Source organism: Paenibacillus sp. FSL R5-192, assembly GCF_000517845.1.
In the GTDB taxonomy this organism is placed as follows: domain Bacteria; phylum Bacillota; class Bacilli; order Paenibacillales; family Paenibacillaceae; genus Paenibacillus; species Paenibacillus amylolyticus.
The window spans coordinates 1-22,410 of sequence record NZ_ASPR01000007.1; the positions used below are offsets into that span (position 1 = coordinate 1).

General features: G+C 47.5%; 22 protein-coding genes. 1 reads left to right on the top strand and 21 read right to left on the bottom strand.

All coding sequences use genetic code 11. The features are described 5' to 3' along the window. Nucleotides 1-252 precede the first annotated feature (252 nt). A complete protein-coding gene (locus C161_RS04320; protein WP_036668435.1) occupies nt 253-804 on the bottom strand; it encodes a hypothetical protein in 552 nt (183 codons plus the stop codon). Between the two features lie 87 nt (nt 805-891). Between C161_RS04320 and C161_RS04325 the strand changes: the two genes are divergently transcribed. Continuing rightward, nucleotides 892-1,482, top strand: coding sequence for a TetR/AcrR family transcriptional regulator (locus C161_RS04325; RefSeq protein WP_036668480.1), 591 nt, complete (start codon nt 892-894; stop codon nt 1,480-1,482). 86 nt (nt 1,483-1,568) lie between these two features. Here C161_RS04325 and C161_RS04330 read toward each other — a convergent pair whose 3' ends face one another. The 20 genes from C161_RS04330 to hpt all read right to left on the bottom strand — a co-directional run bounded on the left by C161_RS04330 (nt 1,569) and on the right by hpt (nt 22,387). Further along, nucleotides 1,569-2,906: a TrkH family potassium uptake protein gene (locus C161_RS04330; protein WP_036668437.1), complete on the bottom strand. Its 1,338-nt coding sequence runs from the start codon at nt 2,904-2,906 to the stop codon at nt 1,569-1,571. A 204-nt stretch (nt 2,907-3,110) separates the two neighbouring features. Further along, nucleotides 3,111-4,622, bottom strand: a complete 1,512-nt coding sequence (lysS, locus tag C161_RS04335) for a lysine--tRNA ligase (RefSeq protein WP_036606098.1) — start codon at nt 4,620-4,622, stop codon at nt 3,111-3,113. Between the two features lie 116 nt (nt 4,623-4,738). Then, on the bottom strand, nt 4,739-5,218 hold the full coding sequence (gene greA / locus C161_RS04340) for a transcription elongation factor GreA (RefSeq protein WP_036606099.1): 480 nt from the start codon (nt 5,216-5,218) through the stop codon (nt 4,739-4,741). Between the two features lie 251 nt (nt 5,219-5,469). Further along, on the bottom strand, nt 5,470-6,489 hold the full coding sequence (dusB, locus tag C161_RS04345) for a tRNA dihydrouridine synthase DusB (protein ID WP_036606100.1): 1,020 nt from the start codon (nt 6,487-6,489) through the stop codon (nt 5,470-5,472). A gap of 96 nt (nt 6,490-6,585) precedes the next feature. Beyond that, nucleotides 6,586-6,744 carry a helix-turn-helix domain-containing protein gene (locus tag C161_RS04350; RefSeq protein WP_373865045.1) on the bottom strand — a complete coding sequence of 53 codons (159 nt, stop codon included), beginning with the start codon at nt 6,742-6,744 and terminating at the stop codon, nt 6,586-6,588. After that, nucleotides 6,741-7,289 carry a 2-amino-4-hydroxy-6-hydroxymethyldihydropteridine diphosphokinase gene (gene folK / locus C161_RS04355; RefSeq protein WP_036668440.1) on the bottom strand — a complete coding sequence of 183 codons (549 nt, stop codon included), beginning with the start codon at nt 7,287-7,289 and terminating at the stop codon, nt 6,741-6,743. Before folK ends, C161_RS04350 begins: the two co-directional genes overlap by 4 nt. A 9-nt stretch (nt 7,290-7,298) precedes the next feature. After that, nucleotides 7,299-7,661 (bottom strand): dihydroneopterin aldolase, encoded by a 363-nt coding sequence (folB, locus tag C161_RS04360; RefSeq protein ID WP_036606103.1) that lies wholly within the window; start codon nt 7,659-7,661, stop codon nt 7,299-7,301. Nucleotides 7,662-7,777: 116 nt separating this feature from the next. Then, nucleotides 7,778-8,641, bottom strand: coding sequence for a dihydropteroate synthase (gene folP / locus C161_RS04365; protein ID WP_036668441.1), 864 nt, complete (start codon nt 8,639-8,641; stop codon nt 7,778-7,780). Next, complete coding sequence (locus C161_RS04370; protein ID WP_036668443.1) at nt 8,638-9,522, bottom strand: aminotransferase class IV; 885 nt, start codon at nt 9,520-9,522, stop codon at nt 8,638-8,640. The genes folP and C161_RS04370 overlap by 4 nt, the downstream gene beginning before the upstream one ends. A 1-nt stretch (nt 9,523) precedes the next feature. Next, nucleotides 9,524-10,099: an aminodeoxychorismate/anthranilate synthase component II gene (gene pabA, locus C161_RS04375; protein ID WP_036606106.1), complete on the bottom strand. Its 576-nt coding sequence runs from the start codon at nt 10,097-10,099 to the stop codon at nt 9,524-9,526. Nucleotides 10,100-10,149: 50 nt separating this feature from the next. Beyond that, a complete protein-coding gene (locus tag C161_RS04380; RefSeq protein ID WP_036668446.1) occupies nt 10,150-11,763 on the bottom strand; it encodes an anthranilate synthase component I family protein in 1,614 nt (537 codons plus the stop codon). A 140-nt stretch (nt 11,764-11,903) separates the two neighbouring features. Continuing rightward, nucleotides 11,904-12,842 (bottom strand): cysteine synthase A, encoded by a 939-nt coding sequence (gene cysK, locus C161_RS04385; protein WP_036668448.1) that lies wholly within the window; start codon nt 12,840-12,842, stop codon nt 11,904-11,906. Between the two features lie 343 nt (nt 12,843-13,185). Next, entirely contained in the window at nt 13,186-14,136 is a 951-nt protein-coding gene (locus tag C161_RS04390) for a peptidyl-prolyl cis-trans isomerase (protein ID WP_036668450.1), read from the bottom strand. 23 nt (nt 14,137-14,159) lie between these two features. Further along, nucleotides 14,160-15,050, bottom strand: a complete 891-nt coding sequence (hslO, locus tag C161_RS04395; protein WP_036606110.1) for an Hsp33 family molecular chaperone HslO — start codon at nt 15,048-15,050, stop codon at nt 14,160-14,162. Between the two features lie 103 nt (nt 15,051-15,153). After that, nucleotides 15,154-15,924 (bottom strand): type III pantothenate kinase, encoded by a 771-nt coding sequence (locus C161_RS04400; protein WP_036606111.1) that lies wholly within the window; start codon nt 15,922-15,924, stop codon nt 15,154-15,156. Nucleotides 15,925-15,930: 6 nt separating this feature from the next. Next, nucleotides 15,931-16,797 (bottom strand): carboxylating nicotinate-nucleotide diphosphorylase, encoded by an 867-nt coding sequence (gene nadC, locus C161_RS04405; protein WP_036668452.1) that lies wholly within the window; start codon nt 16,795-16,797, stop codon nt 15,931-15,933. Continuing rightward, nucleotides 16,794-18,428: an L-aspartate oxidase gene (gene nadB, locus C161_RS04410; protein ID WP_036668454.1), complete on the bottom strand. Its 1,635-nt coding sequence runs from the start codon at nt 18,426-18,428 to the stop codon at nt 16,794-16,796. The genes nadC and nadB overlap by 4 nt, the downstream gene beginning before the upstream one ends. A gap of 35 nt (nt 18,429-18,463) precedes the next feature. After that, on the bottom strand, nt 18,464-19,402 hold the full coding sequence (gene nadA / locus C161_RS04415) for a quinolinate synthase NadA (RefSeq protein ID WP_036606114.1): 939 nt from the start codon (nt 19,400-19,402) through the stop codon (nt 18,464-18,466). A 299-nt stretch (nt 19,403-19,701) separates the two neighbouring features. Further along, nucleotides 19,702-21,747 (bottom strand): ATP-dependent zinc metalloprotease FtsH, encoded by a 2,046-nt coding sequence (ftsH, locus tag C161_RS04420; RefSeq protein WP_036606115.1) that lies wholly within the window; start codon nt 21,745-21,747, stop codon nt 19,702-19,704. A gap of 100 nt (nt 21,748-21,847) precedes the next feature. Further along, nucleotides 21,848-22,387, bottom strand: coding sequence for a hypoxanthine phosphoribosyltransferase (hpt, locus tag C161_RS04425; protein WP_017691352.1), 540 nt, complete (start codon nt 22,385-22,387; stop codon nt 21,848-21,850). Nucleotides 22,388-22,410: the final 23 nt, after the last annotated feature.

The window sequence follows — 22,410 nt, forward strand, 5'->3', positions numbered from 1 at the left end:
GCAACTTTTATATCTTATCACATCCGAACCAACTTTGCAAGCTCTTTTTTTTAAGTTTCTTTCGAAGCTTATTTCATTTGCTTGCCGCACCGTGTAAACCATGTTTTCTTGGCCGGAATTAGAATATACCATGTACAGATATTGAATGCAAGTCTTTTTTTGAAACTATATTAACAATCGGATTGATCTAATACGGACGTACATATGGTATTCTCCCAACTTAGCAAGTTCATACGCACGTCCATTTTCACTTTAACGTTTAACATTCCTAGCAGGAACCTTTCTTGGCCATAAACTGTAACTAAAACTTATCAGAAAATCGATACCGAGTATCAATCCCCACACTCTGATCAAATTATTGAAGACAGCTGTACGTTCAGCATCTCCAATCCACCATATCATGGCCAATAAAAAAGCACTTCCTATAGCCCAAGCCAATAGATGTCTAAACCATCCACTACGCTCACGACTCGCATGTTCTCTACCATATAACTTGTTACTACGAGGGTTTTCTCCACCTTTGAACCAATATAGGAAATATCGATCCGCCCAAGCGATCATCTGGTGACCATAGGCAATGCTTACTCCTATATACACCGCAGCTATACCATGAATCATACTTGCTGTAGCTCCTCGCTGTAGATCCATAACTGTAGCTACCAGCAATACCAGATCGATAACCGGCGTCGCCATTAACAAACCGATGCCTATTCGCTTCATGCCAAGGAGATACCTGACACTCAGACCTGCGAACACAAACACCCAAAAGGCAATCTCACAACCTATAATGAAATAACCAATCATTTCAGCCTCTCCTTTTTTTGATACAAATGTATTAAATATAATTTAGCACGTGTGTACTATAATAATCAACAGTGATATAATATGCCTATGCCTAAACTTGTTGATCACGATAAACAGCGCGTGCTCGTGGCCGAGGCAGCTTGGCGTATTATACGAAGAGATGGCATGGAACAGGCCTCTGTTCGGAATATTGCTGAAGAAGCTGGAGTTTCGGTTGGTTCGATGCGTCACTACTTTTCTACTCAATCGGAACTACTACGATATGCCATGAATTTGGTATCTGAACGGGTGTCTCGTCGAGTCCAAAAAATGTCCTTTACCGGCTCTCCCATGGACAATATGAAATGCCTATTGCTCGAATTCTTACCAAACACGGAAGAAAAACTGGCCGAAATGGAGGTGTGGTACGCTTTTACAGCCAGAGCGAATACCGATCCTACACTCAAAGAACTTGCTAATACCGTATATGATGAACTCAGACAAGCTGTAGGTTCTGTTATCAACTACCTGATAAAGCACGACCTCTCCAGACCCGATCTGGACAAAGAACTGGAGATCGAGAGATTGTATGCACTGGTAGATGGCTTAGGCATACATACCGTGCTTAGACCGGATCAGATGAATGCCAAGCTCATGGACGATGTTCTCACTTTGCATCTTGCTTCCTTGTGCCGTTAAACCAAAAAAAACCGCAGCACATTCGTTGTGACTAAGGCCCGTTACGATAACAGGAGTTAGTTCTGAATGTCTGACGGTTTTTCTTTTTATCCGATAATGATCCGGCCCTCCGGATGACGATACAGTTTCTTCTCTTTGCGCGGACGAAGGGCATACGCGATGGTTAATGGCCCGATCCGACCTACAAACATTGTAAAGGTAATGATGATTTTTCCCCAATTGGTCAACTCATCAGTCACTCCCACAGAAAGACCCACGGTACCGATTGCGGATGCAGCTTCAAACATCAGTGAAAGGAATGGCGCATCCTCTGTCGTAAGCAGAAGCATCACCACGATCATGAATATGATCAGAGAAACCATAATAATGGTCAACGCCCTCATCAGCAGTTCTTTCGGAACACGCTGGCGGAAAAACACAATATCCTTATTTCCCCGAATCATGGCATACACCGCACCAATCATGATCAGGAATGTAGTCGTCTTGATTCCGCCCCCGGTCGATCCTGGGGAAGCCCCGATAAACATCAGCAGAATGAAGAAGAATTGGGTAGCCTGCCTCATCTCCGTGATATCGATTGTGCTCGTTCCCGACGAACGTGTAGAGACAGACTGGAAGAAGGACGCATAGATCTTCTCGCTCCATGTGAGTGAAGCCAGTGTATGTCCATTGGTGAATTCGAAAACAAACAACACAATCGCTCCTATACCGATTAGCGCTCCGGATACAGACAGCACCAGTTTGGACTGAAGAGACAAACGGCGGCGTTTGCGATACTCGAACAGATCATTTAATACAACAAAACCCAGTCCACCAGAGACAACGAGCACAGAAGCAGTCACATTGAATATCCAGTCTCCGGTGTAGTATTGAAAGCTGTTGCCGAACAAATCAAAGCCGCCATTATTAAACAATGAAACGGAATGAAATATTCCATAGTATACGGCCTGCCCCAATGGCATCTCCGTTGCCCAGCGCAGCGCAAGTATGACAGCAGCCACCCCTTCAATGGTAAAGGAGAAAATCAACACCTTGCGTATAATGCGTACTATCCCTTCCATACTGTCCGCATTAATGGCTTCTTTGAGTAATAACCTGTCCTTGAGTGAGATACGCTTGCCCAATACAAGTGCAAAGAGAGTAGCCATGGTCATGAATCCGAGTCCACCAAGCTGCATTAATACCATAATGACGACCTGACCAAACAAATTAAACGTTGTCCCTACATCCACAACGACAAGTCCAGTCACACATGCGGCAGAGGTTGATGTAAAGAGCGCGTCAATAAACGCCAAATGCATACCGCTTTGGTTGGAGATTGGCAACATGAGAAGCACCGTTCCAATCGCAATGATAAGCAGAAAACCACCGACCAGAATTAACGGGGGAGATAAGAATTTGGCAAAGTGAAGCCTGAACTTCATGAAGGGCACCTCTTTTAACAAAAATACGAACAGGTTAATCTAACAATTTCAAGACGCGGTGTTACCCTTATGGTGTGCTGTGAGCAAGGGCCTTCTGACAAACTTTATTTTTAGCGTCTATGTAAACCTAAAGAGGAACTTGCCCCAGCATGATACTGAACGGCAGGTTCCTCTTCTATTATGAACGTATCCTACGTTCCTTATTTAATCTTGCGTACGAGGACGCATGTGCGGGAAGAGCAGTACGTCACGAATCGACGGGGAGTTGGTAAGCAGCATGATCAGACGATCAACCCCGATTCCCAATCCGCCTGTTGGTGGCATACCATATTCGAGCGCACGGATGAAGTCGTCATCCATCTCATGAGCTTCGTCGTTCCCATGTTCTTTCTCCAGCATCTGTGCTTCAAAGCGCTGACGCTGATCGATTGGATCATTCAGCTCTGTGAAGGCATTGGCATGCTCACGTCCAACGATGAACAATTCGAAGCGATCCGTGAAGCGCGGATCTACATCATTTTTCTTCGCCAGTGGTGAGATCTCAAGAGGATGTCCCATAATGAATGTCGGTTGAATCAACGTCTCTTCTACAAATTCTTCAAAGAACGCGTTCAGAATATGACCAAATGTCATATGTTTTTCAACCGGAACCTTATGTTCCTTCGCCAAGTTGTGTGCTTCCTCATCCGTCATGTGTACGGAGAAGTCTACGCCTACAACTTCCTTAACTGCATCCACCATCGTAACACGTCGCCACTGCGGCGTAAGATCTACTTCATAATCTCCATACTGGATCACTTGCGTACCCAGTACTTCCTGTGCAATATGAGCAACCAGGTTCTCCGTCAATTGCATAATATCCTTGTAGTCGGCATATGCCTCATACAATTCAATCATGGTGAACTCCGGATTGTGACGTGTGGACATACCTTCATTCCGATATACACGGCCGATCTCATATACCTTCTCCAGCCCGCCAACAATCAGACGTTTCAGGTGAAGTTCAATCGCAATCCGCATGTACAGTTCCATATCCAGCGCATTGTGATGTGTGATGAACGGACGTGCTGCCGCTCCTCCTGCGATCGTATGCAACGTAGGTGTTTCCACTTCCAGATATCCAAGGGAATCCAGGTAACGACGCATCGATTGAATGATTTTGGAACGTGCGATAAAGGTCTGTTGTACGTCCGGGCTCATAATCAGGTCAACATAACGCTGGCGGTAACGCAGCTCTACGTCAGTGAGACCATGGAATTTATCCGGAAGCGGATAGAGCGATTTGGACAGCACTTCAATATCTTTCACTTTGACAGAAGTTTCACCTGTTTTGGTCTTAAAGATCACACCCGTTACCCCAACGATATCGCCAAGGTCCAGCAGGCTAAATGCCGCATACTTGTCTTCAGGCACGCTATCCTGACGAACATAGATCTGGATTCTGCCGCTCAGGTCCTGAATATGTGCGAAGCTTGCTTTACCCATTCCCCGCTTCGCCATAATCCGTCCGGCAATACTGACTTCGATGTGCTTCTCTTCCAGCTCTTCCTTGGTCAGTTCTTCATACTTCTTCAGAATGGAGCCGGCTTCTTCGGTACGTACGTATTTTTGGCCAAAAGGGTCGATTCCCAATTTGCGGAGCTCGTCCAATTTGTCACGGCGAATTTGTAAAAGCTCGCTAAGTTCGGTTTCCTGATTCAAGACTTCATCCGTCATGATCTGTATTCATCTCCTTATTTACATTGCAGGCATCGCGAGAGGACGTTTTTCCTCTAATGTTGAAAAAGCTTCCCTAAGGAAGCTTTTGTTTACCGCGCCCAACTGCTTCGTTGCTATAGCTTTTTAATGTCCATAATTTTATATTGAATTACGCCAGCAGGCACACTTACATCAACAACTGTACCTTTTTTCTTGCCGAGAATCGCTTTACCTACAGGGCTCTCGTTCGATATCTTGTTCTGAAGCGGGTCTGCCTCCGCAGTACCTACAATCGTATATTCCGTGATGTCGCCAAACTCCAGATCTTCTACAGTGACGGTTGCACCCACGCTTACAGCATCGGTATCGATCTCGTCGCTGTTAATAATCCGCGCGTTACGAAGCAATTTCTCCAACGTGATTACACGTCCTTCGATGAAAGCTTGCTCATTCTTCGCGTCTTCGTATTCAGAGTTTTCACTGATATCTCCATACCCGATGGCTACCTTAATCCGTTCAGCCACTTCGCGGCGCTTCACTGATTTCAATGTTTCCAATTCTTCTTCCAGCTTCTTGAGTCCTTCTGGTGTAAGGATAACTTCCTTGTCGCTCATCTCAACCGATTCTCCTGTCATGGGAATAAATTTGATTGTACGGCAACGGAATCAGTGCTTGTTACAGAGCTCCGCTCGCATACATCTTCAAAACTATATGAAGTTCTCCAGAGGAATAGAATATTCCTCCTGATGCTATATCCTTATTAACGCACATGGCGAATTTATACTGAGAAATTATAGGGGAACGATCTCGAAAAGTCAATGTTACGTCCCCTATAGGTGTAAACGTTTTACAGATGCGTTTATAATTAAGATGCATTTCCGGCAATTACCGGTTCTGACTCCAAATTACCTTCGCTTTTCAGCTGACTCACAAAGTTCTCCAGAATCTGTACCATCTCGTCCCGCTTGGTTCCTTCCATAATAACATCCTTGATGCGGGCAGATCCTTTCAAACCTTTCAAATACCAAGCCAGATGTTTACGCATCTCGCGTACGGCAACTGTCTCATTCTTCAATGCGATCAGGCGATCCATATGCAGGATGGCAACACGGATCTTCTCTTCGCCATTCGGGTCAGGAAGCAATTCCCCCGTGCTTAAGTATTGAATGGTACGATACAGCATCCATGGGTTACCCAGGGCAGCACGACCGATCATAACTCCGTCACAACCCGTTTCATCCAGCATACGGCGTGCATCCTCTGGTGTATGGACATCACCATTGCCGATCACTGGGATAGAGACAGCTTCTTTTACATCTTTGATGTGTGACCAGTCAGCTGTGCCTGTATAGAGTTGCTCACGCGTGCGGCCGTGTACACTTACCGCCTGTCCGCCAGCACGTTCAACCGCGAGCGCATTCTCCACCGCGAAGATATGCTCGTTATCCCAGCCGATACGCATCTTGACGGTCACCGGCTTCTCCACCGCGTCCACAACAGCGGATACCATCTCATAGATTTTGTTCGGATCAAGCAACCAACGTGCACCGGCATCACATTTCGTTACCTTTGGCACAGGGCATCCCATGTTAATATCGATGATGTCTGCATTGGTTTCTTTGTCCACGATTTTGGCTGCTTCTACAAGGGAATCACGATCTCCCCCAAAAATCTGAAGGCTCAGCGGTTTCTCACGCTCATCTACAAACAACATCTCACGTGTACGCTGGTTGCCATGGACAATGGCTTTGCCACTCACCATCTCCGCGCATACGAGACCTGTTCCGAATTCTTTTGCGATCAAACGAAAAGCCGGATTACATACGCCAGCCATCGGCGCAAGTACGACCTGGTTTTTCATTTCAATGCCACCAATGTTAAGCACGGTAGTCGTTCCACTCCTTTTTTAATTCTGTATATATCACGATATAAAGTTTGATCGGTGTCTTGGTTGTTGTAACATGGCGAAACCGAAACGGTCCTAGTTGCCCCGCAGCTCCTCGATACTGATTGCCAGCACACCAGCAATTCGATCGAGTTCTTGCTGTGATACCTTACGGTTTCCCCGTTCAATGGTTCCCAGAATGGCCAGCGAGATGCCGGTCTCGGCCGCAAGTTCATGTTGTGTTAAACCTTTCAACTTCCGGAATGCCCGGATTCGGTTGGCCAATTGCATGTTTTCCAAAGCTGTATTCCATCCTTTCCATCCAGTACAGACAACGATGAGTGTACAAAGGTATACAAACCTGCAATCTCGCCCTCCGGTACGATATCCGACAGTGGGACCAGCACAAAAGCCCGTTCTCCCATACGAGGATGAGGCAATTGAAGCAATTCGGTATCTCGCGTCTCACCTTGCATCCAGAGCAGATCCAGATCAACGGTGCGCGGTCCCCAGCGAATATCACGAACACGGCCAAGCCGATTCTCGATATCCAGTAATTCCGTGAGCAACTGCTCTGGTGTCAGCATCACCTGTACAGCGACTGCCATATTCAGAAATGCAGGCTGATCTACATATCCTACAGGCTCCGTCTCATATAGTGCAGAACAACGCAGAACGGATATATGAGGGTGTTCATCCAGCAAAGACAATGCTTCAAACAGCGTCTGTTCCCGGTCACCCAAATTGGCCCCTAAAGCAATATAAGCCTCTGAAGATTCAGAGGTCGAATGTGCAATCATGATCGGTTCTCACTTTCTTGTGCGGCGAAGCTCTACCGTTACGCCCTCAAAATGAATATCAAATGGCGGATGTGGCTTCGTCACCTTGACTGTCAATGCATTGATAATAGTATAAGTGTCTAGTAAAGAAGATGCAATATGTTCGCCCAAAGCTTCAATTAACTGGAATGATTTATTCTCTACAATCTGTTTTACCAGCTCATGGATCTCCGCATAATTAATCGTTTTGGTCAGATCATCGTTACGTCCGGCCTCACCCAGGTCCATATCAATCTCCAGATCAATATAGTACCGCTGCCCAAGCTTCCGTTCTTCTGCAAAAACACCATGATATCCGTAATACTCCATACGATGCAATACCATTCTATCCATACGATCCGCCTGCCCTCTATATATATTGAAATTTTAATCTATTTGAAGTCATGCCTTAGCTTCGCCTTTGAAAAACGCTGCGCTTCCACTGGACGGGTCACCAGGGACCCGCCACATTATTTCCTCCGTATACCCGGAGAAGCATACAACATGGCATCACACATGTCTGCCGTCCGCCGAATCGGCTTCACATCGTGAACCCGAACCATCTGGCAGCCTTGGGCAATGCCAAATGCAACGGTGGCAGCCGTTCCTTCCAGCGCATCATCCGCCCCGACATTCAGGGTGTTCTGGATGAATCTTTTGCGTGAGGTGGCTAGCAGAACGGGATATCCCATTTCATTGAGCAAACCGAGCGATGACATGAGCTTCAGATTTTCTCCGAGATCCTTCACAAAACCAATGCCCGGGTCCAGGATAATTTGGTCTGCTTTCACGCCGGCTGTTAATGCAATCTGTATGCTCTCCTGCAAATCGCTGACGACATCACTCAGATAATCGGTGTAATTCCGATCCTGCCGATTATGCATCAGAACGATGGGACACCCCAATTCGGCTGCCGTGCGGGCCATATCTGGATCTGCCTTGGCACCCCACACATCATTAATAATATGGGCACCGGCCAGAATAGCCTGACGTGCAACCTCGGCTTTATACGTGTCTACCGATATCGGAATGTGCGGGGCTTGCTGATGCAATGCTTCAATAACCGGAATAATCCGGCTGAGCTCTTCATCGGCGCCCACGACATCTGAACCTGGTCGGGTGGACTCCCCGCCGATATCAATCAGGTCCGCCCCGTCCTCCATCATCTGTTTGGCATGAGCAACCGCCCGCTCCACGTTGGTATAACGTCCACCATCCGAGAATGAGTCAGGCGTGACGTTAAGAATGCCCATAATCTGTGTTCTTGTACCCAGCTTCAATTCAGCTGGCCCCCATGCATAGTTCCGTTCATAGATGACAGGTGTAAGTGTCATGAAGTATACCCCGCTTTCTGCCGGTACATACCCAGAAGGACTGCTGTAACCGGGCCTATATGTCCGTTGCTAATTATCGTTTCGGCTCCGTCCTGATCCCGCAGAGTTGTAACCGGAACCAGTTCGGCCACCGAGCCGGTTAGAAATATTTCATCTGCTTGCAGGAGATCCTCCCAAGAGGCTAGCGTTTCTATGCAGGGAATTCCTTGCTGCGAGGCAATCTCCATTACCACAGTTCTCGTGATACCCGGCAGAATGCCGGTTGAGAGTGCTGGCGTGTAAAGCACATTTTCCCGTACCCAAAACACATTGCTAACAATACCCTCAGCCACATAACCATCACGGGTTAATTGTAGCCCTTCTGCACCCAGCACATGCTGCCCGTATCCATTAAGCTCCCGTTTCGCCAGAATGCTGTTCATGTAATGTAGCGACTTGAACCGAACTTCTCCTTCGGGCGTGTTGCGAGGTGTAGACAACCGTTGGAGCATTTTGCCGCTTTCATATAAAGAGGGAGAAGGTTCAGGTAATGCTTTTGCCAGTAAAATATGATTTGGCCTTGAATAATCACCAGAAGGTAAGCCTAGCGGTGCTTCACCGGCTGATACCGTGTATCGCACATACGCATCCCGAAGTCCGTTCGCATCCATCAAACGTTGAATCCAATCTGTCACCTCTGCGGCGGTCGTTGTAAAAGGAATGCCAAGTTCCTTACATCCCGAAGCCATGCGCTCCAGATGCCGTTCCAAAAGATATGGGACACCTCGATACGTCCGGAACGTCTCAAACAGTCCAAGTCCGTACAAAAAGCCGTGATCCGTTACAGGAACCACGGCCGCCGCCATATTGACCAACTCTCCGTTTATCGCGGCATATTGCATGTTATACCTTCACTTGTTGTGACAAAAAGTTACGAAGCATCTGATGACCATGGTCTGTAATAATGGACTCCGGGTGGAACTGAACACCTTCAATCGCATATTCTTTGTGGCGCAAACCCATAATTTCACCTTCAGCTGTCTCCGCTGTAATCTCCAGGCAGTCAGGCAAGCTGCTGCGCTCGACAATCAGGGAGTGGTAACGGGTAGCTGTAAATGGAGATGGCAATCCGGCAAATACCGATGTCCCATTGTGGTGCATCTCGGATGTTTTGCCGTGCATCATGCGCTCCGCACGAATGACATTGCCGCCAAATGCTTGTCCAATGGACTGATGCCCCAGACAAACACCAAAGATCGGAATGCTTCCCTTGAAATGATCAATGACTGCCAAGCTAATGCCTGCTTCATTCGGTGTACACGGGCCCGGAGAGATCAGAATATGATCAGGTGCCAGTGCCTCTATGCCTGCCAGATCAATCTCGTCGTTGCGGCGAACTTCCACCGTCTCGCCCAGTTCACCCAGATATTGAACCAGGTTATACGTGAAAGAATCGTAATTATCGATAACCAGTATCATATGCCTGCTCCTCCTCATCTTCCGTCAATGAAAGTGACGGTTGCTTCGTTTTATTTTTGAATAACAGCTTCTGTTCGCTCCGCTTGTTCTTGTTCAATAGCTCTGCTTGCTTCCGCCTCTTCGCTGTAATTCACAGCTCTCATCATGGCTCTTGCCTTGTTGCGGCATTCCTTGTATTCCCGATATGGATCGGAATCAATAACAATCCCTGCCCCGGCCTGTACATAACCAATACCGTCCTTAATGGCAAGTGTACGAATGACGATGTTCAATTCCATATTCCCACTGTAATCCATCCACCCGATGGAACCCGTATAAGGCCCACGCCGCACAGGCTCAAGTTCCTCGATAATCTCCATGGTACGGACTTTCGGGGCTCCTGTAATCGTTCCACCCGGGAATGTCGCAGCGATCACATCAAATACGGATAACCCTTCTGCCAGCCTGCCTTCCACCTGGGAAACGAGATGCATGACATGGGAATACTTCTCGATGGTCATCAATTCAGGCACATGAACCGAACCGTAGGCTGCAATCCGTCCGATATCATTCCGTTCCAGATCAACGAGCATAATATGCTCCGCCCGTTCCTTCTCACTGCTGAGCAGTTCATCCGCCATAGCTTTGTCCTCTGCTTCATCCCGGCCCCTTCTTCGGGTCCCTGCGATGGGACGTGCACTGACTTTGCCATTCTCCACTTTGACCAGAAGTTCGGGAGAACCACTTACCAGTTGAAAGTCTGGACTACGCAGCATACCCATATATGGTGATGGATTCACAAGGCGCAGCCATTCATAAATATGCTCAGCGCTCGAATGAAGACGCTTTTCCTGTCTTAAGGACAGATTCACCTGGAACACATCGCCCTGCCTGATATATTCCTGTACCGTACGCACAGCTTGTTCAAAGTCCTCCTGGGGAAAGGAGGTTTCCCATCCTTCCGATTCCCTTTCCGCATCTTCAGGCTGCGGGGTACGATTGACCTGCTTGTTGCGGCGTTCCAGTGCCTGTTGTTGTTCCTCAGCCTGTGCAGCCCCCATAATATGAAGCCAACGTTTCTGCATCGCTGTCGCTCGTACTTCGGCCGTTGCATATAGGCTACGGATATCCGTTTCGTTCCGGTTAGCCTCTATAGCCAGATGAACCATGCAGAAAAGCGCCTGCTGCTCATGGTCATACGCCCATATTTCTTCAAAGCGCATCCACCAATAATCCGGCAAAGCCGGGTTATCCTCAGCCAAGTCTGGGAGCTTCTCCAATGATCTTGCTACATCGTAGCTGAGATAACCCGCGTATCCACCCCCAAAGTCTGGAGCCCCATTAACCTTGAGTGCGCTATACGGGGCAGTCCATCTCTTCAATACATCAAGCGGCTTACCGCTGTCCGTCGAGGTGGTTCCTTGCGTCACATCATGAATAATCGCTTCTTGACCTTTACCGGAAATAACGGATACGGGGTCTAACCCCAGAAATGTATATCTCCCGCCTTTGCCATTCTCCAGCACAATTGCGTATGGTGATGCCTGCTCCCAGGCTGCCTCCCACGATAACGGTAAACCGCCATGATACGGTCCCTCATCCGACTTCGTGATATAGGGCATCATGGTCCAGCCTTGTTCAGCCCACTCCATCCAGTCGGCGTATGTTGTCATCAGGTGTGTCATTGCGGTGTGCCGCCCTCCATCTGTCGCTAGTTCTATTGTCTGATAGTATACTAAAGCGCCGCCCCTTTTAAAAGCATTACGCCAAAAATCCTCCATACCCGTCATACGGGCAAGGAGGATTGGTTTTGTCATTTGTAGACTTAGCCTTCGAAGTTGTACAGAGGTGTGCTGAGGTAACGTTCGCCGTTACTTGGCACGATTACGACCACGCGCTTGCCTTCACCCAACTGTTTCGCAACCTGAAGACCTGCACGGATCGCCGCACCGGAAGAAATACCAGACAGAATGCCCTCTTCCTTCGCTACCTGACGAGCCGTCTCGAATGCATCATCATTCTCAATGTGAATGATCTCATCATAGATTTCCTGATCCAGAATCTCAGGGATAAAGTTGGCACCAATCCCCTGGATCTTATGTGGTCCTGGTTTGCCGCCCGCCAGAATTGGCGAAGCTGCTGGCTCAACCGCAACAATTTTAATACCAGCAAAAGCTTCTTTCAGCACTTCGCCTGTACCTGTAATTGTTCCACCTGTACCGATTCCTGCAACGAAAGCATCTAACGTACCGCCTACAGATTGAATTGCTTCAACAATCTCAGGGCCAGTCGTTTCACGGTGGATCTTCACGTTGGCTTTATTTTTAAATTGCTCAGCCATGAAATAGGAAGGGTTTTCTTTCAGCAGTTCTTCGGCTTTTTTAACAGCACCATTCATACCTTCAGCTCCAGGTGTAAGCACAAGCTCAGCACCATACGCACGAAGCAAGTTACGACGCTCCAAGCTCATCGTCTCAGGCATTACAATAACGGACTTGTAGCCTTTGGCTGCAGCCACCATCGCGAGTCCAATTCCCGTGTTACCACTTGTTGCTTCAATAATGGTATCACCTGGTTTTAGCTTGCCTTCTTTTTCCGCTTCTTCCACAATGCTAATTGCGATACGGTCTTTCACGCTTGAACCTGGATTCTGGTACTCCAGCTTCACGAATACTTCAGCACTGCCTTCAGGTACGATACGGTTCAGACGAACAAGCGGAGTACCTCCGATGAGTTCTGTTACGTTATTAACTACTTTAGCCATATGAATGCCCTCCTTAGTGGATGAATAAAACTTGAGTCCTGTTAACCTATACTGTGCGGCCGATAGCCTCTAGCTGTTATAGAAGAACTGCGGAAATCCTGTTGATCCCATCCCTTACTGCCAAGATTTCTAGCAGGGCGGAGGTTTCCGAAAGTTTCTTTGTTCATAAATAAATCTTTTATATCCGAGTAAACGAGTAGGTATTTATTATTTTCATCTTATCAACGTTAACCCTTATTGTCAATATGAGTACTCAAAAAAAATACTCTGCCTTTGGCCCTAAGACCGCAGACAGAGTATTTTATCAAGATGCAGCAGTACGATACAATCTTCTCCATTGCATTCAGGAGGCAGGAATCTCGGACAGGATTACGGCTTCATACTTGTTACGCAGCATTTGCTCTACCTGCGGCAACGGATCAGCCTGACTCAGAGCCAGTTCCATTCGAATCTCCTCACGGACTTCTTCGGCCGATTGCACCTGGCGTTCTTCTTTATCATTAAGTCTGATAATAACATAGCCTTCTTCCACTTGAACTGGACCAGCAATATCGCCCACATCCAGCCCGGCAGCAAGTTGAAGGATTTCTTCTGACTGGAATGGATCATTACGCTCAATCCATCCCAGCCTCCCACCAGCATCACGAGAGAAGCTGTCCGTAGATTGACTGCGAGCAGCTTCTTCAAAATCTTGTCCCTTCTCCAACGCATCCAGTAAGGAATCGGCTTCCTCTTCTTCCTTCACTACGATGATGGACAAGTCATATTTCTCGGGGGAAACGTAATCCTCACGGTGTTCAGTCCAGTAATGCTCAATATCTGCATCCTTGATCTGTATGCCGATCGTTGCGATTTTCTCAAGCAGCAGCCTGTAGCCGGCTTCCAACTCAAGTTCCTGTTTCGTCAGGCCCAATTGGGACTGCATTTCGTCAAAATATGATTTCTCTGAATCGTACCCATCCATCGCGGCGGCAAGTTCTCTTGCAATCTCTTGGGGAGTGACGATCAGCTTGCGTTCAATTGCTTCGGCAAATACTGCTTTACGGTTTAACATCTGGAGTAATAACTCGCTGCCATAGCGTCTTTTCAGCGCATCGGTCCACTCTTTGTCCGTGATGACTTCTCCGTTGATCGTCGCTACGGTGCTTCCTTCTTCCGTATTGGCATCATGGGGTGCATCTGCCTCGTCTTTGCCCTGTCTGAGACCATGCATAGCCATCACACTACCCATGACCAGCATACCTAGCGTCAAGACAATTACAGCCGTCCACAACCCTTTTTCCTGTCTTGTCATTCCGCATCCCGTCCCCGCATAGATCAGTTCTTGGCTTGCTCTAGGATGGTCTCAAGTTGTTCTTTGTTAAAGTCATAGGCTTCATTACAGAATTGGCAGACCACTTCAGCCTGGCCCTCTTCTTCAATTAATTGCTCCATCTCCGTTTGGCCCAGGCTGATTAGTGTCTTCTCTACCCGCTCACGTGAACACTCACAGCTAAAATGAATATCCAATCCTTCCATCACTTGTACATCTGGCAATAATCGGCGAAGCAACTCTTCCAATTCAAGCCCCTGCTCCAGCAAAGTCGTCACTGGCGGCAACGTACTAATGGCGTTTTCGATCGCCGTGATCTCTGGATCTGTCAATCCCGGCAACAGCTGCATAATGAATCCACCTGAGACAATAACGGAATTATCCGTATCAACGAGCACACCAACGCCTACAGCAGAAGGAGTTTGCTCCGATTGCGCAAAGTAGTACGTGAAGTCTTCGCCCAGTTCTCCTGAAATAATAGGCACACTGCCACGATATGGTTCTTTCAGTCCCAAATCCTTCGTTATGTTGATGAAACCTTCCGTTCCAACCGCGCCTGCAACGTCCAGTTTCCCCACACTATTGCTTGGCAAATGTACATGCGGATTAGAAACATATCCTCGTACTTCGCCTTTCGCATTGGCATCAGCTACAATCTGTCCAATGGGCCCATCACCATTGACTTGTACCGTTAACTTCTCTTCACCTTTGAGCATTGCACCCATAATGGCTGCTGTTGTAACCGTACGCCCCATGGCAGCTGTAGCCGTGGGAAACGTATCGTGTCTTCTGCGTAGTTCCTCAACCAGTTCCGTAGTCTGGATAGCAAAGGCTCTTACCTTTCCATTCATTGCTGTACCACGAATTAACCGGTCATGCTTGTTGTTGTTTTCCAAGTCATTCAGCCTCCTTTGGCGTATCGCCATAATAGTCGTAACACAGAAAAAACGGCACAACACTTAAGCTGTAATCTCAGCCCGCTGTATGCCGTCACTATGCTCACCTTTCCCGGTTCCGCTCATATATAATACGCAGCCCTTCAAGCGTAAGCAGCGGATCAACTTCCTCTATACTACGGGTTTCTTCTGCGATAAGTGTAGCGAGACCACCCGTCGCGATAACTCGGGGCTTCGCTCCCATCTCCTCGCGAATACGTTCTACAATACCATCTACCTGCCCTGCATAGCCATATATAATACCTGCTTGCATGGCATGAATAGTATTACGGCCAATAACCTTTTTAGGTTTCTCCAGCTCTATACGAGGCAACTTGGATGCCCGCTCATAGAGCGCTTCAGTGGCGATCTGAATGCCAGGTACAATAGCTCCCCCCAGATAGTGGCCTTTCTCGTCAATACAGTCAAAAGTCGTTGCGGTACCGAAATCGACCACGACGAGAGGGCCGCCATACTTCTCAACGGCTGCCACTGCATTAACAATACGATCTGCACCCACTTCACGAGGGTTCTCGTATCGCAGATTCAAGCCAGTTTTGATACCAGGCCCAACGAGCAAAGCTTTTTTGCCTACATACTTCTCACACATCGCTTCAATTACATTTACCAGTGGCGGAACCACAGATGAGATGATGACACCTTCGATGTCACTTGCCCTGATGCCGGACATATGAAATAAATTATAAATCAATACGCCGTATTCATCCACTGTTGACTGACGTGATGTACTCAGACGAAAGTGGTGCAGCAATTCCCGGCCTTGATATACGCCGAGCACCATATTGCTGTTCCCCACGTCTACAACTAGAATCAAAGAGGTTCACCCCTCTTTCTTTTCATTTAAATCCAGACTAATATCCAGGCTCTCAAAGGAATAGGTTAACCTGCCAACCGAAATTACATCCACACCACTCTCTGCAATACCACGAATGGTCTGAAGAGACACGTTACCGGATGCCTCAACCTTCACATGAGGAGCCTGTTCACGAATAAGTTCAACCGCTTCACGCATCCACTCTGGATGCATGTTATCCAGCATAATGATATCTGCCCCGGCTTGCAAGGCTTCTCTCACCTGCTCCAGATTTTCAGTCTCCACTTCAATCGTCATCGTATGTGGGATAACGGTTCGCGCACGCTGTACCGCCTCGGTGATTCCGCCTGCACCCTTGATGTGGTTATCCTTAATCATAACAGCATCGTACAGTCCAAATCGATGATTCGCTCCGCCACCCACGCGCACTGCATATTTCTCAAGTAATCGGTGGCCCGGCGTTGTCTTACGTGTATCCACGAGCCTGGTCTCAAGACCATCCAGCACATCCACGTAGGCACGCGTACGCGTAGCTATTCCGGACATACGTTGCAGCAAGTTAAGTGCCAATCGTTCCCCCGTAAGCAGTGAATGTGTACTTCCCTCTACCTCGGCCAAAATCATGCCATGGGTAACCTTGTCTCCGTCTGTTACCTTCGGTGAAAATACAAGATCAGGATCAACGACTTGAAATACAAGTTCAGCTACGATCATGCCTGCAATAATACCATTGTCTTTGGCGTGTATAATGGCCTTGGATTGGTTGCCTGCCGGGATCGTCACACTCGTTGTAACGTCACCTGCACCAACATCTTCACGAAGCCAGTTTTTGATCGATTCGATAAGCCCTTCATTATATCCATTCAGTATCATGACATCAATTCCTCCACAATCGCTTGTTCTCGCTGTTGCAGACTATGCTTCTGCCACACGATATCATCACGTGCCGGGAAATCCTCACGATAGTGAGCCCCCCGACTCTCCTCGCGATGTAATGCACCGCTGGTAACTAACCAGGCACAGGTCAGAAGGTTGGCATACTCCAGCTCTTCCTTATGAGTGAGTGTCTGATCAAAAAATTGCAATTCCTGTTGCAGCTTGTCCATGGCCTTCTGCAGGTCCTCACCATTCCGGCGCAAGCCGACCTGACGAACCATCATTTTCTGTAATCGTAAGCGTCTTTCGGATACCGGCTTTTGCTCTTCCATGATCTTGTTAATCTTGTTATTCATGTCCACAGATGAAGGCGCAGCCCCTTGTAATAAACCAAGCGGAGGAAGAGATTGAATACGATCAACAATTCTCCGCCCAAATACAATCGCTTCTGATAAAGAGTTGCTTGCCAGGCGGTTAGCTCCATGCACTCCTGTAGAAGACACCTCGCCACAAGCAAATAATCGGGAGATACTGCTCTCTCCACTTAAATCCGTTTTCACTCCACCCATCATGTAATGGGCAGCAGGTGCAACGGGAATCCAGTCCGTTGTCATGTCCAATCCATAACGCATACAAGTCTCATATATGGTAGGGAACCGATGCTTGATCATCTCTGGCTGTTCATGTGTAATGTCCAAGTACACAAAGGTACTGTTGGTGGACTCCATCTCACTAACAATCGCTCGTGCCACGATATCGCGTGGGGCCAGTTCAAGCTGGGCATGATAACGATCCATGAAGCGCTCACCCTTCACATTGCGCAAATATGCTCCTTCGCCGCGTACGGCTTCTGACACAAGGAAACGCGGGGCCCCCGGGTAACAAAGAGAGGTGGGGTGGAATTGGATAAATTCCATGTCACGAACAATAGCTCCAGCCCGATAGGCCATGGCTACACCATCGGCAGTAGCTACATCCGGATTCGTCGTGTATCGGTACAGTTGTCCTGCCCCACCAGAGCAAAGAACGGTTGCCTGTGCCTTCACGAACACTTGCGATCCGTCATCCTTCTGAACCAGAGCGCCAATGCATTCCCCTCGATCTCGATCTGTAATCAGGTCAACAACAAAATGCTCATCCCATACTTCAATCCCAGGATGTTCATTCACTTCAACAGCAAGAGCACGTACAATCTCATATCCCGTTGCATCTCCGTTGGCATGCAAAATACGGCGGTGGCTATGCGCACCTTCCTGCGTCAACGCCAACTCGCCGTTCTCCAGATCAAATAAAGTACCCAAACGAATCAGTTCCTTCACTCCGTCCGGCCCCTCATTCACCAATACCTCTACCGCTTCGGAGCGGCATAAGCCCGCTCCTGCTACAAGTGTGTCCTGCAAGTGATAAGCAGGCGAATCATCCTCAGCAATAACCGCAGCGATGCCTCCCTGCGCATATCTGGTGTTACTTTCAAGTAATGACTTCTTCGTGATCATTAATACACGTTGTTGTTCACTTGCCTTAATGGTAGTAAACAAACCAGCAATCCCTGAGCCTATAACCAGTACATCCGTCTCTACCATGGGTAGCGCAGACAGATCGAAATCAACTAAATATTGCGGTATCATGTTATTCACCTGTCTTGGAGCAAGAGTAGCGCATCCTACTTTACCAACAACATGCGCTCTAGTGATTCTCTGGCTTTGTCGGCAACGGCCGGTGGCACATAGATTTGCGGCTTCATCGTTTCCAGGCATTTCACCAGTTTCTTCAAGTTGTTCACCTTCATGTTGGGACATACGAGGAACTTGGTAGCAAAGTGGAACTGTTTATCCGGACTATCCAAACGAAGCTGATATCCTGTACCATCTTCGGTACCTACGATAAATTCCTTCGCTGATGAATTTTTGCAATACTCCAGAATAGCTGTTGTGCTGCCTACAAAATCACCCATTTCTACAACCTCAGGGCGACACTCTGGATGGACAACAAACTCTGCATTTGGATGCTTGGCTCTCATCTCTACCACATCTTTGACTGTAAGCATATCGTGAGTGTTGCAGTAACCTTCCCAGATAATCATTTTCTTGTCTGTATGCTGCTGCACATAATGTCCCAGGTTTTTATCCGGTACCCAGATAATTTCGTCGGAATCCACCGATTGAATAACCCGGACTGCGTTCGCTGATGTACAACAGATGTCAGTCTCTGCTTTGATCTCAGCCGAGGAATTGATATACGTAACCACCTTGGCATTAGGATGTTGTGCTTTCAATTTGCGTAGTCCATCCACATTCACCATATCTGCCATTGGGCAGCCCGCACGTTCGTCCGGAATAATAACTGTTTTATTTGGCGCAAGAATTTTAGCGCTTTCACCCATAAAATGAACACCACAGAAAACGATCACATCCGCATCTGTCTGTGCTGCCTTCTGGGCTAACAGAAATGAATCTCCACGGAAGTCGGCAACCTCCTGTACTTCGTCACGTTGATAATAATGGGCAAGAATAATGGCATTACGTTCCTTTTTCAACACCATAAGCCGCTCACGCAGCTCGCGGTTCATCTCAGCCTTGCGCTCTAAAGCCAGAGCTTCCACCTGTGATCCTCTCCTTTATCGGGACAGCGTCATGCGCTGTTTCGTGGGCTAACCTAAGTCGTTATCTTCGCTTGAGAAACGAATCACAAGCGGTTTAACAACTAATTTACACAACGTTCACGACTCTGTCAATAAATGAAAAAGGCCCGGAACAGCGCTGTAACCACCTGTTTGCTAACTGGTTCGCCATCTAACTCCCGTTTATCTTTATCTATCCTCTTTTAAAATAATGGATAAAAAAAGAGAGCCCCGAGGGCTCTCTTGATTTCACCTGCTATTATAGCCAGATGTATTGTGCATTAAGACGTTGGCTTCGTTCCGCCATCATCCGGGTTATTGTTATTACCCTTTTCCAGATTCGGAGCTTCGTTTGGAATATCTCCGGCTGGTGGCTCAGGCGTTTCATCTTTACCTTGAATACGAACACGCACATCACCGATGGTGTCGATGATTGGCTCTCCGCCTTCAGTTGGTGTGCCTTCACCATCATTGTCATTCTCTGCTTTTGGAGTCAAAGAACCTGTTTCGATCAATTGCTTGATCTGATCCATTTCCAAAGTCTCAACCTCAAGCAAAGTTTGAGCGATCAGGTGCATCTCTTTTGAATGTTTAACAAGCAAGTCCTTACACTTCTCATAACAGTCATTAATAAAGCGTTGCATTTCCTGATCAATCTCGTAAGCAATGGAATCCGAGTAATTCTGTTCATGACCGATATCCCGACCAAGGAATACCTGTCCTTGTGAACTTCCGAATTGCATAGGTCCCAATTTCTCACTCATACCGTATTCCATAACCATGCTGCGAACAATACCTGTCGCTTGCTGGAAGTCACTGTATGCACCAGTACCAATTTCTCCGATGAACAATTCTTCAGCTACACGACCCCCGAGAAGTCCGGTTACTTTATCCAGCAATTCCTGCTTGGTAACCAGCATACGGTCTTCTTTTGGCAACATGATTACATATCCACCCGCACGTCCGCGCGGAATAATGGTCACTTTATGTACCATATCAGCATGTTCGAGGAAGTATCCAACAATGGTATGACCTGCTTCGTGATAAGCAACGATTCGTTTCTCGCGATCACTGATGACACGGCTTTTCTTCTCCGTACCAACGATGACACGGTCAATCGCTTCGTCAACTTCCTTCATGGAAATATCTTTACGGTTACGACGCGCTGCAAGCAATGCCGCTTCGTTCAAGAGATTTTCCAAATCCGCACCAGAGAAACCTGTTGTACGCTTCGCGATAATATCCATCTTCACATCTTTGGTCAGTGGTTTATTACGGGAATGTACTTTCAGGACAGCTTCACGACCTCTTACATCAGGGCGGTCAACCGTAATTTGACGGTCAAAACGTCCAGGACGCAGCAAGGCAGGGTCCAAAATATCTGCACGGTTCGTTGCGGCTATGATGATAATACCTTCGTTAACTCCGAATCCGTCCATCTCAACGAGCAACTGGTTGAGTGTCTGTTCACGTTCATCGTGACCACCACCGAGACCAGCACCACGCTGACGTCCTACAGCATCAATCTCATCGATAAAGATGATACATGGGGCATTTTTCTTCGCATTTTCAAACAAATCACGTACACGTGATGCACCGACACCGACAAACATTTCCACGAAGTCGGAACCTGAAATAGTGAAGAATGGTACACCCGCTTCACCGGCTACGGCACGAGCGAGCAATGTTTTACCGGTACCTGGAGGCCCTACGAGCAATACGCCCTTAGGAATCCGCGCACCTACTGCTGCGAATTTACGAGGGTCCTTGAGGAAGTCTACAACCTCAACAAGTTCCTGTTTCTCTTCGTCAGCACCCGCAACATCTTCAAATGTAACCCGCTTCTTCTCTTCGTTGTAGAGACGAGCACGGCTTTTACCAAAGTTCATTACTTTACCGCCGCCGCCTTGAGCCTGATTAAACAGGAAGAAGAACAGCAGGAACATAATGATCAAAGGAATAAAGGAAGTCAGCAACGTCAACCAGATGCTGTCACCTTTCATTGGCTCCTGATGATATTGGAAATTGTTAGTTTCACTTGCAGCTACAAGCTCACTAATTGCCTCATCCGTAGGAGGAATATACGTTGAGAAATTTTCTGATTTGGCGCCATCAGGTGCCTTCTTGTATTGACCGGTCACGAGATACGTTTGACCGTTGAATTGAACCGTCAATTCAGAGACATTGTTGGCTTTGATCGCTGCACGCAACTGATCATATCTAGGATTATCGGTGGCTTCGCCGCCATTGCTGACGAACTGGACTATCCCCACCACAACTAAAAAAAGAATCAAATAAAAACCAGAATTCCGGATGAACCGATTCATCCCCTACCTCCTCTCGAGACACTTTAATTATTTTAACATAGCCCGACATGGCTTCTCAACAGAAGCCAAGAACAGCTCAAGGCTTGGGTCGGGCAGGATATTAGCTACTATAGACTTCCGGCTTCAAAATCCCGATATAGGGCAGGTTCCGGTACTTCTCCGCAAAATCCAAACCGTAACCAACGATGAACGCGTCAGGAATGTCAAAGCCTGTGTAATGAGCTTCCAACTCAACTTTACGGCCTGAAGGCTTGTCGAACAGCGTAACCACACGCACCGACTCGGCACCGCGGTTTTCTAGCAGTTCAATCAGATAGCTGAGTGTAAGTCCGCTGTCGATAATATCTTCGACAATCAGAACTTCCCGTCCTTCAACGGATACATCCAGATCCTTAATGATTTTGACAACACCTGATGACTTGGTGGAAGCGCCGTAACTGGATACTGCCATAAAATCCATTTCAACAGGTACCGTTATGTTTTTAACCAAATCAGCCATAAATATAAACGCACCCTTGAGCACACAAATGACCAAAGGATTGCGATTTGCATATTCGGCACTTAGTGTTGCGCCTAATTCCTTGACTTTACTCTGAATTTCTTCTTCACTGATCAATACTTCCTGAATGTCGTTCTGCAACTGTGCGAACCTCCTAAGTTATA

Bases quoted from the DNA above. Each gene is read 5' to 3' on its own strand.
- nadC (WP_036668452.1), bottom strand. From the start codon at position 16,797: ATGATACTGAATGGATATAATGAAGGGCTTATCGAATCGATCAAAAAC.
- pabA (WP_036606106.1), bottom strand. From the start codon at position 10,099: ATGATACTGGTTATCGATAATTACGATTCTTTCACGTATAACCTGGTT.
- lysS (WP_036606098.1), bottom strand. From the start codon at position 4,622: ATGACGGATGAAGTCTTGAATCAGGAAACCGAACTTAGCGAGCTTTTA.
- C161_RS04370 (WP_036668443.1), bottom strand. From the start codon at position 9,522: ATGCAATATGCCGCGATAAACGGAGAGTTGGTCAATATGGCGGCGGCC.
- folP (WP_036668441.1), bottom strand. From the start codon at position 8,641: ATGACACTTACACCTGTCATCTATGAACGGAACTATGCATGGGGGCCA.
- C161_RS04320 (WP_036668435.1), bottom strand. From the start codon at position 804: ATGATTGGTTATTTCATTATAGGTTGTGAGATTGCCTTTTGGGTGTTT.
- nadB (WP_036668454.1), bottom strand. From the start codon at position 18,428: ATGATACCGCAATATTTAGTTGATTTCGATCTGTCTGCGCTACCCATG.
- C161_RS04390 (WP_036668450.1), bottom strand. From the start codon at position 14,136: ATGACAAGACAGGAAAAAGGGTTGTGGACGGCTGTAATTGTCTTGACG.
- ftsH (WP_036606115.1), bottom strand. From the start codon at position 21,747: ATGAATCGGTTCATCCGGAATTCTGGTTTTTATTTGATTCTTTTTTTA.
- C161_RS04380 (WP_036668446.1), bottom strand. From the start codon at position 11,763: ATGACACACCTGATGACAACATACGCCGACTGGATGGAGTGGGCTGAA.
- folK (WP_036668440.1), bottom strand. From the start codon at position 7,289: ATGATTGCACATTCGACCTCTGAATCTTCAGAGGCTTATATTGCTTTA.
- greA (WP_036606099.1), bottom strand. From the start codon at position 5,218: ATGAGCGACAAGGAAGTTATCCTTACACCAGAAGGACTCAAGAAGCTG.
- folB (WP_036606103.1), bottom strand. From the start codon at position 7,661: ATGGATAGAATGGTATTGCATCGTATGGAGTATTACGGATATCATGGT.
- C161_RS04325 (WP_036668480.1), top strand. From the start codon at position 892: ATGCCTAAACTTGTTGATCACGATAAACAGCGCGTGCTCGTGGCCGAG.
- cysK (WP_036668448.1), bottom strand. From the start codon at position 12,842: ATGGCTAAAGTAGTTAATAACGTAACAGAACTCATCGGAGGTACTCCG.
- C161_RS04330 (WP_036668437.1), bottom strand. From the start codon at position 2,906: ATGAAGTTCAGGCTTCACTTTGCCAAATTCTTATCTCCCCCGTTAATT.